Origin of the sequence: Mesorhizobium australafricanum (assembly GCF_033977265.1) — a bacterium.
GTDB classification, from domain to species: domain Bacteria; phylum Pseudomonadota; class Alphaproteobacteria; order Rhizobiales; family Rhizobiaceae; genus Mesorhizobium; species Mesorhizobium australafricanum.
Genome location: NZ_JAVIIT010000005.1, coordinates 250,938 through 264,569, shown reverse-complemented (window position 1 = coordinate 264,569; position 13,632 = coordinate 250,938). Strand labels below are relative to the sequence as shown.

Sequence of the window (13,632 nt, the reverse complement as noted above, 5' to 3'; positions counted from 1 at the left end):
GGGGTGTGCCGGAACGCGGCCTTCGCAACTACGCCGCTGTGGCCGCCTGATGTCCGCTGGACCATCCACCGCCAAGTCCGAATTCCCCTGGTGGCTGGCCGCCGCGACCGTGCTTGCTTTGGCCGCGGCGCTGGCCATTGCTTCCAGCGACCTCTACGCCGAGGTCTTCGCCACCGTCGCCAAGGGCATCGGCATCACCATCTTCGTCACCGCGGTCGCGTTCGCGCTGGCCTCGGCGTTCGGCCTCGGCATTGCGCTGATGGCGCTGTCGGGATCGCGGTGGCTGCGCCAGATCGCGCGCTTCTATGTCGAGATCATCCGCGGCGTGCCGATCCTGGTGCTGTTGTTCTGGATCGCCTTTGCCGGCGCGCCGGCCTTCGTCGCCGCCTGGAACGCGCTTGCCGCACCGCTGCAGAGCGCCGGGCTGATGGGCGAACTCCTGGTGCGCGACGTCTCGCTGCTCTGGCGCGCCATCATGGCGCTGACCATCGGCTATTCGGCCTTCATCTCGGAAGTGTTCCGTGCCGGCATCCAGTCGGTCGAAAAGGGCCAGATCGAAGCCGCCAAGGCGCTTGGTCTGACGCGCGTGCAGCGCTTCCGGCTGATCGTGTTTCCGCAGGCGATCCGCACCATCCTGCCGCCGCTCGGCAACGACTTCGTCGCCATGGTCAAGGATTCCTCGCTGGTCTCGGTGCTCGGCGTCGCCGACATCACCCAGATGGGCAAGGTCTACGCCGCGGGTTCGTTTCGCTTCTTCGAGACTTATTCGATCGTCGCCTATATATACCTCATCCTGACCGTCGGCCTGTCGCTGGCGCTGCGCGCGCTGGAACAGCGGCTGCGCCGGCAACACGGGGAATAGCCGGCAGTAAAAGTCCACGCTACGATCCTCAGCTGGATATCGCGGAGGAGACGCCCTATGAATTTCGACAAGGCCAACGCGGCGCTGGATTCCGTCTATTCGGCCGACACGCCGGAAGGGCTCGCCAAGGCTTATGCCGAATGGGCGGCGACCTATGACAGCGAGACCGCCTCGCTCGGCTATCTCCTGCCGTTCCTGATCACCGCCTGGGTGGCGCGGCACGTGCCGGCGGGCGAAGGCCCGTTGCTCGACGCCGGCTGCGGCACCGGCCTTTCGGGACCATCGCTCAAGGCGCTCGGCTATGGCGACATCGCCGGGCTCGATCTTTCCGACGACATGCTGAAGCTTGCCGGCAGCCGCAATGCCTATGGCGAGTTGAAGAAGGCGATGCTCGGCGGGCCGCTGCCCTGGCCCGACCGGCATTTCCGCGCTTTCTTCTCGACCGGCGTCTTCACCATCGGCCACGCGCCGGCTTCCGGGCTGCATGAACTGGTGCGCATCACCAGAAGCGGCGGCCACGCCATCTTCACCGTGCGCGACCAGGTGTTCGAGAGCGGCGACTTCCAGGCGGTGTTTGATGAGTTAACGCAGGCAGGGAAATGGCGGCTGGCCGAGGAGAGTCCGTGGTTCCGCTGCTATGCGATCGGCGACCCGGAAGCGCTGGTGAAGACGTTTGTGTTCCAGGTGGTTTGAGCGCGGTCTTCCCTTCTCCCCTTGTGGGAGAAGGTGGATCGGCGCGATAGCGCCGAGACGGATGAGGGGTGTTCCAGCGGAGTGAGACGCTGGCATTCCCTGGAGCACCCCTCATCCGTCGCCTTCGGCGACACCTTCTCCCACAAGGGGAGAAGGAAAGTCGTCGCAATTGCCGAAAAGCCAAAACATTGCTATTTAGCCGCCATGGAAAAGCTTTTCAGCGATCCGGCCTACAAGGGTTTCGTGCTGCAGGACAGAAAGCGCCTGCCGTCGCGGTTTGCCGCGCGCGTCTGCGGCGCGCCTACCAGCCGACTTAGCTGAGCCGACGGATCGCAGTCGTTGCGCCGGACTGCCGGCGCTCCCTCTTCCTATTCTCATATCGACGGATTTACGCACATGAGCGCACCGCGCACCCTCTACGACAAGATCTTCGACGACCACACGGTCGACCGCCAGGACGACGGCACCTGCCTGCTCTATATCGACCGCCACCTCGTGCACGAAGTCACCAGCCCGCAGGCCTTCGAAGGCCTGCGGATGAGCAACCGCAAGGTCCGGCATCCGGAAAAGACGCTGGCCGTCGTCGACCACAACGTGTCGACCTCGCCCGAGCGCAAGTTCGGCATCAAGAACGAGGAAAGCCGCATCCAGGTCGAGGCGCTGGCCAGGAACGCCAAGGATTTCGGCATCGAATACTACTCCGAAAACGATATCCGCCAGGGCATCGTCCACATCATCGGTCCGGAGCAAGGCTTCACGCTGCCGGGCATGACGATCGTCTGCGGCGACAGCCATACCTCCACGCACGGTGCTTTTGGCGCATTGGCGCATGGCATCGGCACGTCGGAGGTCGAGCATGTGCTCGCCACCCAGACGCTGATCCAGCGCAAGGCCAAGAACATGCTGGTGCGCGTCGACGGCCAGTTGCCGGAAGGCGTCACCGCCAAGGACATCATCCTCGCCATCATCGGCGAGATCGGCACAGCCGGCGGCACCGGCTATGTCATCGAATATGCCGGCGAAGCCATCCGATCGCTGTCGATGGAAGGCCGCATGACGATCTGCAACATGTCAATCGAGGGCGGGGCCCGTGCCGGCCTGATCGCGCCAGACGAGACGACCTTCGCCTATGTCAAGGACAAGCCGCGCGCGCCGAAGGGCGCCGCCTGGGATGCAGCACTTGCCTATTGGAAGACGCTGCAGTCCGACGAGGGCGCGCATTTCGACAAGGTGATCGTGCTCGACGCGGCGAAACTGCCGCCGATCGTCTCCTGGGGTTCCTCGCCCGAGGACGTCGTCTCGGTGCAGGGCATCGTGCCCAATCCCGAAGAGATCGCGGACGAGAACAAGCGCACGTCGAAGATCCGCGCGCTCGATTATATGGGGCTGACGCCGGGAACCAAGATCACCGACATCGCGCTCGACCGGGTGTTCATCGGCTCCTGCACCAATGGCCGCATCGAGGACCTGCGCGCCGCCGCCAAGGTGGTCGAAGGCAGAAAAGTCAATCCGCGTGTCAACGCCATGATCGTTCCGGGCTCCGGCCTGGTCAAGGAACAGGCCGAGGCCGAGGGACTGGACAAGATCTTCCTCGCCGCCGGCTTCGACTGGCGCGAGCCCGGCTGCTCGATGTGCCTGGCCATGAACGACGACCGGCTGAAGCCGCATGAACGCTGCGCCTCGACCTCGAACCGCAATTTCGAGGGTAGGCAAGGCTTCAAGGGCCGCACCCATCTGGTGTCGCCGGCCATGGCGGCGGCGGCGGCGATCGCCGGCCACTTCGTCGACATCCGCGACTGGAAATAACGGCGCGGTTTGGAAAGCAGTAGGGCCCGGAAATCAGCGCAAGCGCTGGGGATTGGCCGAATCCTCCCCAAACTCGTCAATCCCAGGGCGAGGCCGGAGCGTAAGCTCCGTCGCGGAGACCCTGGGATCCTGCCGTTACCTTGATCGAAGGGCGCAGTGGAGCAGAATTCTGCACTGTAGAAGCGCTCATGCCTCACGGCAGGATCCTCGGGTCTGCGCCGCGTGGCTTCGCGTGTGGCCGGACAACGCGGTTTCCGCGAGCCGGTTCCGCTCGTGTTCGCACAGTATCGGCCGCCGCTTAACCGCTTGTTTGGGCTTACATCCTAGTATCTCCCCCTGGGTAAGTTGGGGAAAGTCGCAGTCCTTTGGACACCGGTCTGCTCATAGCGCTGCTCAATCCGACGATAGCGTTGGCGCTTGGCGCGGCGTTCCTCGTGCTGTGGTCCTATCAGCGCCATCGTCCGTATCTGGCGGCGCTGGCGGCGAGCTACTGCCTGTCGGCCCCGGGCTTCCTGCTGCAATATTTCACGCTTCCGGTCGGCGTCGTGCTGACCAAGCTGATCTCCAACATATGCTTCACGATTGCCGCCTGCTGCCTTTCCGGCGCGATCGTGGCACGCTACGGCCGGCGCGTGCCCTATATCGGCATCGGCATCATGACCGGTGGCGGACTCGCCGCCTTCGCATGGTTCATGTTCGTCCAGCCGGATCTCACTTGGCGCGTGCTCGGCATGAACTTCGGCTTCGGCGGCTTGAGCCTGCTCGTCGCTGCCGAGCTCAGGCCGGTGCGCAACAATGGGCCGACCGAAAAGATCCTGTTCGTGCTGTCGCTGCTTTCAGGGCTGAACTTCACCGCCCGCACGCTGGTCGTCGTGATCGCGCATGGACCGTTCCCGAGCTATGACGGCTTCTACGGCTCGTCTTACTGGACTACGGCGCTGCTTTCGCATGCGCTTTTGTCGCTGCTGATCGCGCTTTGCCTGTTCACCGCCGCGGCGCTCGATGTGTTGAGGGCGCTGAAGGCGGAGACCCACACCGATCCGCTGTCGGGCATCCTCAACCGTCGTGGCTTCGAGGAGCGGTCGACCCTGCTGCTCGATCAGTGCGGCAAGGCCGGATTTCCCGTCGCCCTGGTGCTGGCCGACCTCGATCACTTCAAGGCGCTGAACGACCGGTACGGGCACGAGGCCGGCGACCGGGTGATTGCCGACTTCGCCGCCAAGCTGCGCTCCGCCACCGGTGCGCGCGGGGCCGCCGGCCGCATCGGCGGCGAAGAGTTCGCCGTGCTTTTGCCGCTCAGCGACCTTGCTTCGGCAAGGCTCTTTGCCGAAGCGATCCGCGCCTTCTATTCGGCCGGCGCGATCGACGGCCTGCCGCCCGGCACCCGGGTCACGGCAAGCTTCGGCGTTGCCGCCCGCACCGGCAAGGAAGGGCTGATGCCTTTGATGCGGCGCGCCGACGAGGCGCTCTACAAGGCCAAGAAGAACGGCCGCGACAGCGTCCGTCTGTCCTACGAGCGGCCCGAAACGACTTTCGTTGCCGACCCGCTCGCCGTCGGCTGAGGTAAGGCCACGGCGAAGTCGCCGAGCCCGAACGCTGCACGCTATTTCTGGGTTGCTTCAAGCAACTCATGCGCGCATTAACGTGTTCTTCGCCCGTCGATGGTTTTCTGTCCGGAACGTCCGACGAAGGAAGATATGGGCAGCGCCGACTTCATCCTGATGATCAACCTGCTCGTCGCCGGGCTCCTGGCAGCGGCGTTCATGGCGATTGCCGTCTATGATGCCGGGCGCGTGTCGGCGCGCTGGCTCGCCTTCAGCTACCTGCTCGGCATGGCCTATTTCGCCATCGAATTCAGCATCCCCGCCTTCGCGGACGCGCGGCTGCCGGTCGTTGCCGCCTTTGCCGTGTTCCTCGGCGCGACCATCGCCTTCAATGGCGGGCTGGCCCATAAATATGGCGTGCGGCCGCCCTGGGCGCCGATGCTGTGCTTCCTGGTCGTCGCCTCGGTCGCCGTCTATCTGGCGCAGGATCTGCCGCGCCACTCGCTCACGCGCATGATGGCCTACCAGCTTCCCTACGCCGCCATGCAGTTCGCCGCGCTCGGCATCGTGCTCTCCTCCCGGCAAAGGCTTGGGCGGCTCGACCACCTGCTTGCGCTGGTGCTCGGCGCCAGCGCCGTGCAGTTTGCTTCCAAGCCTCTCATCGCGGGAGCGCTGGGTGGCTGGGGCGCCAACCCGCAAGCCTATGTGCAGACGGCTTACGCGCTTGTGTCGCAATCGCTCGGCACCGTGTTCGGGCTGGCGCTGGCGCTGCTTGCCTTAGCCGTCCTGGTGCGCGACGCGCTGGCCGAGGCGACCTCGAAGTCGGAAACCGACGCATTGTCGCGGCTCTTCAACCGCGGCGGCTTCGAACGTCACGCGGACCTGGCCATGCGGGATGCCGTTCGGCGTGGCGTGCCGGTGGCGCTGGTGATCGCCGATCTCGACTATTTCAAGAGCATCAACGATAGCTATGGCCATGCCTGCGGCGATCGCGTGATCGAGACGTTCGCCGGTTTCCTGCGCGAAGCCGCCGCCAAGCACCATGTCGCCGGCCGTATCGGCGGCGAGGAGTTCGCCATCATCCTGCCAGGCACCAATCTTGCCGCCGCGCGGCTTTTCGCGGAGGGCGCGCGCAACGCGTTTGGAGCCTTGCCGATCGAGGGCGTGCCCGCCGACCATCGCTGCAGCGCAAGCTTTGGCGTGGCGGAGCTGGCCGCGGAAGAAGGTTTTGCCGATCTTTTGCGGCGCGCCGACGCCGCGCTCTACGAAGCCAAGAATGCCGGTCGCGACTGCGTCCGGGTATCAGGCTCGGCGCGGCGGCGCCAGGCGCCGACGGTTTTCAACGGCAAGGGCTGAGATTGGGCATCTCGCCGTCGGAAAGCCCGTACATATAGGAGCGGCCTTTCACCAGCACCGGCGCCTGGTAGCAGCCGGGCGCGCCAGGCTCGTCCGCATCGTCATAGACGACATCCGGCTGACCGGCGCCGGTGTATTCGGAAAGCTTCCTGGCAAGCTTGCCTTCGCCGACGATGATGCGCTTGTAGCCGGCGGCGCTGTCGATGACGAGATTGCCGAAGGAATCGGCATAGACGCGGTCGTGATGGCGCAGCCCCGCTTCGGCCGGCGCGGCGGCGATCGCCACGACAAGCGCCGCCAGTGATGCGGCCGCAAGAACTATCCGCACTGAATTCAAACGCATGTCGCTCTCCCTTGATGGGCGCGACAGGTCGCGCCCGGAATCCGGTACGAATCAGAAATTAACTCTTTATTAACCTTTGTTAAGAGGCGGGCGTCCTTCGACGCCGGTTCTTAAGGAACATGGTTAATTTCCGGGGCCGGTTTCCCAGGGGGAGTTGGAGGCGGAACCGGGCTGACTCTGGGTGAACTTGATCTTGGGGCGCCGCATGGCTAGAGCGTTTGACGCAATTCCGGACGGAAGGCTACGGCGAATGCGCCGAGCCCAGCCGTTTCACACTTTCCCTGGAATTGCTGTAGCGTGCCGCGCACGAAAGGGGCAGCGCATGAGCTTTGGCCATACGGTTCGGGTGTCGATAACGATCCCACTGCTTCTCGCGGCCGCGGCCTGCGTGCCGCAGGACAACGCGCCGAAGGCGGCGAATGCCGCGCCGCCGCCGGTCTTGCCCGCGCCAACCCAGCAGTCCGCTGCAGCTGGGGCGCCGCCGATACCGGCAACACCCCCGGCATCCGCAACGGCCAAGACACCGGCAACGCCTGCGCCACCCACAACCAAGACCATCACCGACCTTACCGTGCCGCGATCCGGTATCGGCACGGCCACCTACAGATGCGGCAATGGCGGCATGATCACCATCCAAAATCTCGGCGCGTCGCTGCGCGTGGTCCGGCCGGATGGCACGGCCGAGGAGTTTGCGGCTTCGCCCGCCAACCAGAGCAGCCGCTACCAGGAGGCTGCGACGCATGACGCAATCGTGATCGACGGACGCGAGGCGTTGGTGATGAAGCGGGGATCGACGCCGCAAACCTGCAAGCGCTGAGGGCGCGCTGCCATTCAGGTCCCGCCGGCCTGACAGCACACCCCGGGACTTGCCCGTACAGATGAGAATACCGCACTGCAGCGAAGCCTGCGCCGGCTTCAAAACAGCCGCTAATCGATTGAAGCGCGCAGCCGCCAATTTGTCAGACTAAATGATGTTTCCAAAACGATTTTCCGGCTTTGACGCGGTGCAAAAAGAGCATTAGAAACCGGCTGTCCGGAGCCATATATGCGGGCGGCAAACGCCGCATTCCATCGCGGCTCCAGGATGCCGTACTGGGGGAGCCATGAGCAAATCACCAGCCACCCGCGCAGTTGCCAGACGTGAACGGCCGCTCTCGCCGCATCTGTCGATCTACCGGCCGCCGATCACGATGACGATGTCGATCATCCATCGCATCACCGGCGGCGCGCTTTATTTCGGCACGCTGCTGGTGGCGGCGTGGCTGATCGCCGCTGCGAGCTCGCAGGCCGCTTTCGACCGGGTCGACTGGGCCTTCGGTTCCTGGCTCGGCCGGCTGGTTCTGTTCGTCTACACCTGGGCGCTGATGCACCACATGCTGGGCGGACTGCGCCACCTCGTCTGGGACACCGGGGCGGGATTGGAAAAACACACCGCTTCGAAGATCGCCTGGGCGACGCTCGCTGGCTCGATCGTGCTGACGCTTTTGATCTGGATCGCCGGCTACATGGCGCGGGGAGGCCTGGCATGAGCGGCAACAATAACGATATGCGCACGCCGCTCGGCAAGGTGCGCGGCCTGGGCTCGGCGCGCGAAGGCACGCAGCATTTCTGGCGCCAGCGGCTGACGGCGATCGCCAACATCCCGCTGCTGTTGTTCTTCGTCGGTTTCCTGATCGCGGTCAACGGCCACGGCTACACGGAAGTGCGAGCGGCGCTTGCCAATCCCTTCGTGGCGCTGGTGCTGGCGCTGGTGCTGATCTCCGGCCTCTACCACATGCGGCTCGGCATGCAGGTCATCATCGAGGACTATGTGCATGGCGAAGGCATGAAACTGGCGCTGATCGCTCTCAACACCTTCTTCGCAGTCGCAGTCGGCGTCGCTTCGCTGTTTGCCCTGCTCAAACTGGCATTCGGAGGCTGAAGTCTTGGCCAAGGACGCAAACAACACGGCTTCCGCTTACACTTTTGTCGACCACAAATTCGACGTCGTGATCGTCGGCGCCGGCGGTGCCGGCTTGCGCGCCACGCTCGGCATGGCCGAGCAGGGATTGCGCACCGCCTGCATCACCAAGGTGTTCCCGACCCGTTCGCACACCGTCGCGGCGCAGGGCGGCATCGCCGCCTCGCTCTCCAACATGGGCCCGGATTCCTGGCAGTGGCACATGTACGACACCGTCAAGGGCTCGGATTGGCTCGGCGATGTCGACGCCATGGAATACATGGTGCGCGAGGCGCCGGCCGCGGTCTACGAGCTCGAGCATTACGGCGTGCCGTTCTCGCGCACCGAAGAGGGCAAGATCTACCAGCGGCCGTTCGGCGGCCACATGATGAACTATGGCGACGGTCCGCCGGTGCAGCGCACCTGTGCCGCCGCCGACCGCACCGGCCACGCCATCCTGCACACGCTCTACGGCCAGTCGCTGAAGAACAACGCGCAGTTCTTCATCGAGTATTTCGCGCTCGATCTGATCATGGAGCCGGACGGCACCTGCACCGGCGTCATGGCCTGGAACCTCGACGACGGCACCATCCACCGCTTCTCGGCCAAGATGGTGGTGCTGGCGACCGGCGGCTACGGCCGCGCCTATTTCTCGGCCACCTCGGCGCACACCTGCACCGGCGACGGCGGCGGCATGGCCGCGCGTGCCGGGCTGCCGCTGCAGGACATGGAGTTCGTGCAGTTCCACCCGACCGGCATCTATGGCGCCGGCTGCCTGATCACCGAAGGCGCGCGCGGCGAGGGCGGCTATCTGGTCAATTCCGAGGGCGAGCGCTTCATGGAGCGCTATGCGCCGTCGGCCAAGGACCTTGCCTCGCGCGACGTGGTCTCGCGCTGCATGACGCTGGAGATCCGCGAGGGCCGCGGTGTCGGCAAGAAGAAGGACCACATCTTCCTGCATCTCGACCATCTCGATCCGGCGGTGCTGCATGAAAGGCTGCCGGGCATTTCGGAATCGGCCAAGATCTTCGCCGGCGTCGACCTCACCAAGGAGCCGATCCCGGTGCTGCCGACGGTGCACTACAACATGGGCGGCGTGCCGACCAATTACTGGGGCGAGGTGCTCAACCCGACGGCCGAGAATCCCGACCGCGTTTCGCCCGGCCTGATGGCGGTCGGGGAGGCCGGCTGCGCCTCGGTGCATGGCGCCAACCGGCTTGGCTCGAACTCGCTGATCGACCTCGTCGTGTTCGGGCGGGCGGCCGCCATCCGCGCCGGCAAGGTGATCGACCGCAAGTCGGCGATCCCGTCGCCCAACGAAGCTTCGGTCGAAAAGATCATGGAGCGCTTCGATCACCTGCGCCACGCCAACGGCTCGATCCCGACCGCGGTGCTGCGTGAGAGAATGCAGCGCGCCATGCAGGAAGACGCCGCCGTGTTCCGCACGCAGGAATCGCTCGAGAACGGCTGCAAGCGCATTTCGGAACTCTGGGGCGAGCTCAAGGACATCAAGGTCACCGACCGCTCGATGATCTGGAATTCCGACCTCGTCGAGACGCTGGAGCTGGAAAACCTGATGGCCAACGCCATCACCACGGTCTACGGCGCCGAGGCGCGCAAGGAGAGCCGCGGCGCGCATGCGCGTGAGGATTTCGACAAGCGCGACGACGCCAACTGGCGCAAGCATACGCTTGCCCATCTGAGCGAGGACGGCAAGGTGGCGCTGACCTATCGGCCGGTGCACACCGAGCCGCTGCTGGCGGAAAAGGACGGCGGCATCAACCTCGCCAAGATCGCGCCGAAGGCCAGGGTGTATTGATGATGGCGCAGGCGGCCACGGGATATTCCGGCACGCCTCTTCCGGCCAAGCTCGGCCTGAAGGACGGCATGGTCGCCGCCTTTATCGCGCTGCCGCCGGAGCTCGATGAACTGACCGAGGCCGTTTCCTTTGCCGGCGTCGATCGGCTCGCGGAGTGGTCGGCGATCTCGGGCAGCCAGAAATACGACGCCGTGCACGCCTTCACCCGGCAGCGCGCCGAGATCGAGGACGGCCTGTCCGGCATCGAGACGGCGATCAGGCGCGACGGCATGGTCTGGGTCTCGTGGCCGAAGAAGGCTTCGAAGGTGCCGACCGACGTCACCGAGGATGTCATCCGGTCGGAGGCGCTGAAGCGCGATCTCGTCGACGTCAAGGTCGCCGCCGTGAACGAAATCTGGTCCGGGCTGAAGCTCGTCATCCGAAAGGACCGCAGGTAATGGTCGAACTCACGCTTCCCAAGAATTCCAAGGTCCAGCAGGGCAAGACCTGGCCGAAGCCGGAAGGCGCGACCAACCTCAGGGAATACCGCATCTATCGCTGGTCGCCGGACGATGACGAGAATCCGCGCATGGACACCTATTTCGTCGACATGGACGATTGCGGGCCGATGGTTCTCGACGCGTTGCTGTGGATCAAGAACAAGATCGACCCGACGCTGACGCTGCGCCGCTCCTGCCGCGAGGGCATTTGCGGTTCCTGCGCCATGAATATCGACGGCTCGAACACGCTGGCCTGCACCAAGGGCTGCGACGACATTTCCGGCGCGGTCAAGGTCTACCCGCTGCCGCATATGGCTGTGATCAAGGACTTGGTGCCCGACCTCACCAATTTCTATGCCCAGCACGCGTCGATCCAGCCGTGGCTGCAGACGGTGTCGCCGACGCCCGCCAAGGAATGGCTGCAGAGCCACGAGGACCGCGCGAAGCTCGACGGGCTATACGAATGCATCCTTTGCGCTTGCTGCTCGACGTCCTGCCCGAGCTACTGGTGGAATGGTGACCGCTATCTCGGCCCGGCCACCCTGCTGCAGGCCTATCGCTGGCTGATCGACAGTCGCGACGAGGCGACGGGCGAGCGGCTCGACAATCTCGAAGATCCGTTCCGGCTCTATCGCTGCCACACCATCATGAACTGCGCGCAGACCTGCCCGAAGGGGCTGAACCCGGCGAAAGCTATTGCCGAGATCAAGAAGATGATGGTGGAGAGAAGGGTTTAGGAGCCTAGCGGTTCAAGTTCGTACGTAGCGATCCTTCGCGGGTGCTGTCCCGCCAGCCCTCAGAAAGGATAGCAAACCCAATGACCGATCTCCCCGTCCTCTCTCCCACCGAAGCCCGTGTGCTTGGTTCCTTGATCGAGAAGAAGGAGCTGACACCGGACGTCTACCCGCTGACGCTCAATGGCGCGCATCAGGCCGCCAACCAGAAGACGGCGCGCGAACCGGTGATGGCGCTGGAACTGGCGGAGATCAGGCGGGCGCTGAGCTCGCTCGAGCAGAAAGGGCTGGTGCGCCAGGCCTTCGCCTCGCGCGTCGAGCGCTACGAGCATCTGATGGCGCAGCGCTTTTCGCTGACCACGCCGCAGATCGCCGTTATCGGCCTTTTGCTCCTGCGCGGGGCGCAGACGGCGCATGAATTGCTTGCCCGTTCGGAGCGCATGGCGCGCTTTGCCTCGATCGAGGAGCTTCGCGACAATCTCGATCTCATGATCGGCCGCCGGCCGCCGCTGATCCAACTGCTGGAACGCGCGCCCGGGCAGCGCGAGGAGCGCTATGTCCATCTCTTGAGCGGGCCGGTGGAAGCGACAGCGGTGGCGGCGCCGTGGCAGCCGGCGGCGACAGCTGCGGATGTGGATCTCGAAGCGCGCGTGCGGGTGCTGGAGGAAGAGGTCGCGGCGTTGCGGGCGAAGATCGAGGCGCTGGGCGCGTAGTCCATTCGCCAGAAACGTTGGCGCGAGGCGCCCCCCTCTGTCCTGCCCATCCTCCGCGGAGGATGGGCAGGGCAGAGGGGAGTGTGAAGGATCGCGACCTTAGCCAAATATGCGCCTGATCACCCCAGCCTTGCGTCGAGCGAGACCTTGATGGCGCCAAGCGCCTTCGAGACCGGGCATTCGGCCTTGGCCTTCTCGGCCAGTTCCTTGAATTTCGCGGCATCGATGCCAGGTACCTTGCCGACCAGGGTGATGGCGCTGCCGGTGATGCCGGTGCCGGGGACCAGCGTCACCACCGCTTTGGCGTCGAGCTCGGCGGCGGGGGTGCCGTTCTCGGCCAGGAAGTGCGACAGCTGCATGGCGTAGCAGCCGGCATGCGCGGCAGCGATCAGCTCTTCCGGATTGGTGCCGGACTTGCCGCTCTCGTCCTCGAAACGCGCCTTGAACGAATAGGGCGTACCCTTCAAGGTGCCGCTCTGCGTGTCGAGCGTGCCCTGGCCTTCCTTCAGATTACCTTTCCAGACGGCGTTTGCGGTGCGGTCCATGAAATTCCTCCTGCGCGTCGGGGTTTCTCGCCGGCGGGCGCCGACGTTCTGTCGAACTATAGCGCGGGCGGGCCGGAAGACCATCCGTGGCTTGATATGATTGTGCTTGCGCGACGCACTTCGAAAATTTCTCGAAAAAATGCGCGTGCAAAAATGTCGACTTCCCATCGGCCCGGCCGTCCTGCGGGCGGCCACTTACGGCCGATGGAGATTAGGATGGACAATCTGTTTCTCGTGATCTGGCGAAAGCCGGGGCGAAAAGCCCAGCAATCGGAAGAGTTCTGGCTGGATCCGCCGTCGCCCGGCTTCGGTCGGCTGGCCGCGGCCATCGCCATCATCGGTGTCGCGGCATGTCTGCTCGATCATGCGGCAACGGCAAGCAAAACTGACACCGTCGCCTTCGCCCCCTATAACGCATCGACGGAAGGGAACCTGAAATGAAATATGTCCTGCTGGTCTATGGCGAGGAAAAGGATCTCTATGCGCTGACCCCTGAGCGCGCGGCCAAGCTCGATGCCGACTCGCTCGCCTATGACAGGGAGCTCGACCGACAGGGCAAGCTGATCATCGCGCAGGCGCTGCAGTCGGTGAAGACCTCGAAATCGCTCAGGCGGCGCAAGGGCAAGGCGCTGGTGACCGACGGGCCGTTCGCCGAGACCAAGGAACAACTGCTCGGCTTCGTCATGGTCGAGGCAGCGGACCTTACCGAGGCGCTGAAGCTTGCCGGGGGCATTCCGCTGGCCGAACTCGGCACGGTCGAGGTCCGGGCGATCTACGACGTACCGGGGTCATAACCGCC

17 protein-coding genes are annotated in these 13,632 nt (G+C 64.7%); 15 read left to right on the top strand and 2 right to left on the bottom strand.

Annotated features, from left to right (window positions below):
- Window positions 1–49 precede the first annotated feature (49 nt).
- From RFM98_RS12620 to RFM98_RS12595, 6 genes are all read left to right on the top strand, one after another.
- Window positions 50–862: an amino acid ABC transporter permease gene (locus tag RFM98_RS12620; RefSeq protein WP_320309168.1), complete on the top strand. Its 813-nt coding sequence runs from the start codon at window positions 50–52 to the stop codon at window positions 860–862.
- Between the two features lie 57 nt (window positions 863–919).
- Window positions 920–1,555: a class I SAM-dependent DNA methyltransferase gene (locus tag RFM98_RS12615; protein WP_320309167.1), complete on the top strand. Its 636-nt coding sequence runs from the start codon at window positions 920–922 to the stop codon at window positions 1,553–1,555.
- 33 nt (window positions 1,556–1,588) lie between these two features.
- Complete coding sequence (locus RFM98_RS12610; protein ID WP_320309293.1) at window positions 1,589–1,876, top strand: hypothetical protein; 288 nt, start codon at window positions 1,589–1,591, stop codon at window positions 1,874–1,876.
- Window positions 1,877–1,951: 75 nt separating this feature from the next.
- The gene (leuC, locus tag RFM98_RS12605) at window positions 1,952–3,361 is read left to right on the top strand and encodes a 3-isopropylmalate dehydratase large subunit (RefSeq protein ID WP_320309166.1); all 1,410 of its coding nucleotides are present in this window, start codon (window positions 1,952–1,954) and stop codon (window positions 3,359–3,361) included.
- Window positions 3,362–3,726: 365 nt separating this feature from the next.
- Complete coding sequence (locus tag RFM98_RS12600; protein ID WP_320309165.1) at window positions 3,727–4,923, top strand: GGDEF domain-containing protein; 1,197 nt, start codon at window positions 3,727–3,729, stop codon at window positions 4,921–4,923.
- A gap of 135 nt (window positions 4,924–5,058) precedes the next feature.
- Window positions 5,059–6,261, top strand: a complete 1,203-nt coding sequence (locus tag RFM98_RS12595; protein WP_320309164.1) for a GGDEF domain-containing protein — start codon at window positions 5,059–5,061, stop codon at window positions 6,259–6,261.
- Here the strand turns inward: RFM98_RS12595 and RFM98_RS12590 are convergent.
- Complete coding sequence (locus tag RFM98_RS12590; RefSeq protein ID WP_320309163.1) at window positions 6,245–6,604, bottom strand: hypothetical protein; 360 nt, start codon at window positions 6,602–6,604, stop codon at window positions 6,245–6,247. The genes RFM98_RS12595 and RFM98_RS12590 overlap by 17 nt on opposite strands.
- A 322-nt stretch (window positions 6,605–6,926) precedes the next feature.
- Between RFM98_RS12590 and RFM98_RS12585 the strand changes: the two genes are divergently transcribed.
- The 7 genes from RFM98_RS12585 (at window position 6,927) to RFM98_RS12555 (ending at window position 12,288) form a co-directional block, all read left to right on the top strand.
- Window positions 6,927–7,421: a hypothetical protein gene (locus tag RFM98_RS12585; RefSeq protein WP_320309162.1), complete on the top strand. Its 495-nt coding sequence runs from the start codon at window positions 6,927–6,929 to the stop codon at window positions 7,419–7,421.
- A gap of 286 nt (window positions 7,422–7,707) precedes the next feature.
- Complete coding sequence (gene sdhC, locus RFM98_RS12580) at window positions 7,708–8,133, top strand: succinate dehydrogenase, cytochrome b556 subunit (protein WP_320309161.1); 426 nt, start codon at window positions 7,708–7,710, stop codon at window positions 8,131–8,133.
- Window positions 8,130–8,525, top strand: coding sequence for a succinate dehydrogenase, hydrophobic membrane anchor protein (sdhD, locus tag RFM98_RS12575; protein WP_320309160.1), 396 nt, complete (start codon window positions 8,130–8,132; stop codon window positions 8,523–8,525). The genes sdhC and sdhD overlap by 4 nt, the downstream gene beginning before the upstream one ends.
- A 4-nt stretch (window positions 8,526–8,529) precedes the next feature.
- Entirely contained in the window at window positions 8,530–10,362 is a 1,833-nt protein-coding gene (gene sdhA / locus RFM98_RS12570) for a succinate dehydrogenase flavoprotein subunit (protein ID WP_320309159.1), read from the top strand.
- Window positions 10,363–10,364: 2 nt separating this feature from the next.
- On the top strand, window positions 10,365–10,799 hold the full coding sequence (locus RFM98_RS12565) for a DUF3052 domain-containing protein (RefSeq protein WP_320309288.1): 435 nt from the start codon (window positions 10,365–10,367) through the stop codon (window positions 10,797–10,799).
- Entirely contained in the window at window positions 10,799–11,578 is a 780-nt protein-coding gene (locus RFM98_RS12560) for a succinate dehydrogenase iron-sulfur subunit (protein ID WP_320216821.1), read from the top strand. The genes RFM98_RS12565 and RFM98_RS12560 overlap by 1 nt, the downstream gene beginning before the upstream one ends.
- A gap of 80 nt (window positions 11,579–11,658) precedes the next feature.
- Window positions 11,659–12,288 (top strand): YceH family protein, encoded by a 630-nt coding sequence (locus RFM98_RS12555; protein ID WP_320309158.1) that lies wholly within the window; start codon window positions 11,659–11,661, stop codon window positions 12,286–12,288.
- A gap of 119 nt (window positions 12,289–12,407) precedes the next feature.
- Here the strand turns inward: RFM98_RS12555 and RFM98_RS12550 are convergent, their stop codons facing one another.
- A complete protein-coding gene (locus RFM98_RS12550; protein ID WP_127229047.1) occupies window positions 12,408–12,833 on the bottom strand; it encodes an OsmC family protein in 426 nt (141 codons plus the stop codon).
- Window positions 12,834–13,049: 216 nt separating this feature from the next.
- Between RFM98_RS12550 and RFM98_RS12545 the strand changes: the two genes are divergently transcribed.
- Both RFM98_RS12545 and RFM98_RS12540 read left to right on the top strand, forming a co-directional pair.
- On the top strand, window positions 13,050–13,274 hold the full coding sequence (locus RFM98_RS12545; RefSeq protein ID WP_320309157.1) for a hypothetical protein: 225 nt from the start codon (window positions 13,050–13,052) through the stop codon (window positions 13,272–13,274).
- Window positions 13,271–13,627 (top strand): YciI family protein, encoded by a 357-nt coding sequence (locus tag RFM98_RS12540; protein WP_320309156.1) that lies wholly within the window; start codon window positions 13,271–13,273, stop codon window positions 13,625–13,627. Before RFM98_RS12545 ends, RFM98_RS12540 begins: the two co-directional genes overlap by 4 nt.
- The last annotated feature ends 5 nt before the right edge of the window (window positions 13,628–13,632 follow it).

Coding starts and splice junctions, on each gene's coding strand:
- RFM98_RS12620 (WP_320309168.1), top strand. CDS start 50: ATGTCCGCTGGACCATCCACCGCCAAGTCCGAATTCCCCTGGTGGCTG.
- RFM98_RS12615 (WP_320309167.1), top strand. CDS start 920: ATGAATTTCGACAAGGCCAACGCGGCGCTGGATTCCGTCTATTCGGCC.
- leuC (WP_320309166.1), top strand. CDS start 1,952: ATGAGCGCACCGCGCACCCTCTACGACAAGATCTTCGACGACCACACG.
- RFM98_RS12595 (WP_320309164.1), top strand. CDS start 5,059: ATGGGCAGCGCCGACTTCATCCTGATGATCAACCTGCTCGTCGCCGGG.
- RFM98_RS12590 (WP_320309163.1), bottom strand. CDS start 6,604: ATGCGTTTGAATTCAGTGCGGATAGTTCTTGCGGCCGCATCACTGGCG.
- RFM98_RS12585 (WP_320309162.1), top strand. CDS start 6,927: ATGAGCTTTGGCCATACGGTTCGGGTGTCGATAACGATCCCACTGCTT.
- sdhC (WP_320309161.1), top strand. CDS start 7,708: ATGAGCAAATCACCAGCCACCCGCGCAGTTGCCAGACGTGAACGGCCG.
- sdhD (WP_320309160.1), top strand. CDS start 8,130: ATGAGCGGCAACAATAACGATATGCGCACGCCGCTCGGCAAGGTGCGC.
- RFM98_RS12565 (WP_320309288.1), top strand. CDS start 10,365: ATGGCGCAGGCGGCCACGGGATATTCCGGCACGCCTCTTCCGGCCAAG.
- RFM98_RS12560 (WP_320216821.1), top strand. CDS start 10,799: ATGGTCGAACTCACGCTTCCCAAGAATTCCAAGGTCCAGCAGGGCAAG.
- RFM98_RS12555 (WP_320309158.1), top strand. CDS start 11,659: ATGACCGATCTCCCCGTCCTCTCTCCCACCGAAGCCCGTGTGCTTGGT.
- RFM98_RS12550 (WP_127229047.1), bottom strand. CDS start 12,833: ATGGACCGCACCGCAAACGCCGTCTGGAAAGGTAATCTGAAGGAAGGC.
- RFM98_RS12545 (WP_320309157.1), top strand. CDS start 13,050: ATGGACAATCTGTTTCTCGTGATCTGGCGAAAGCCGGGGCGAAAAGCC.
- RFM98_RS12540 (WP_320309156.1), top strand. CDS start 13,271: ATGAAATATGTCCTGCTGGTCTATGGCGAGGAAAAGGATCTCTATGCG.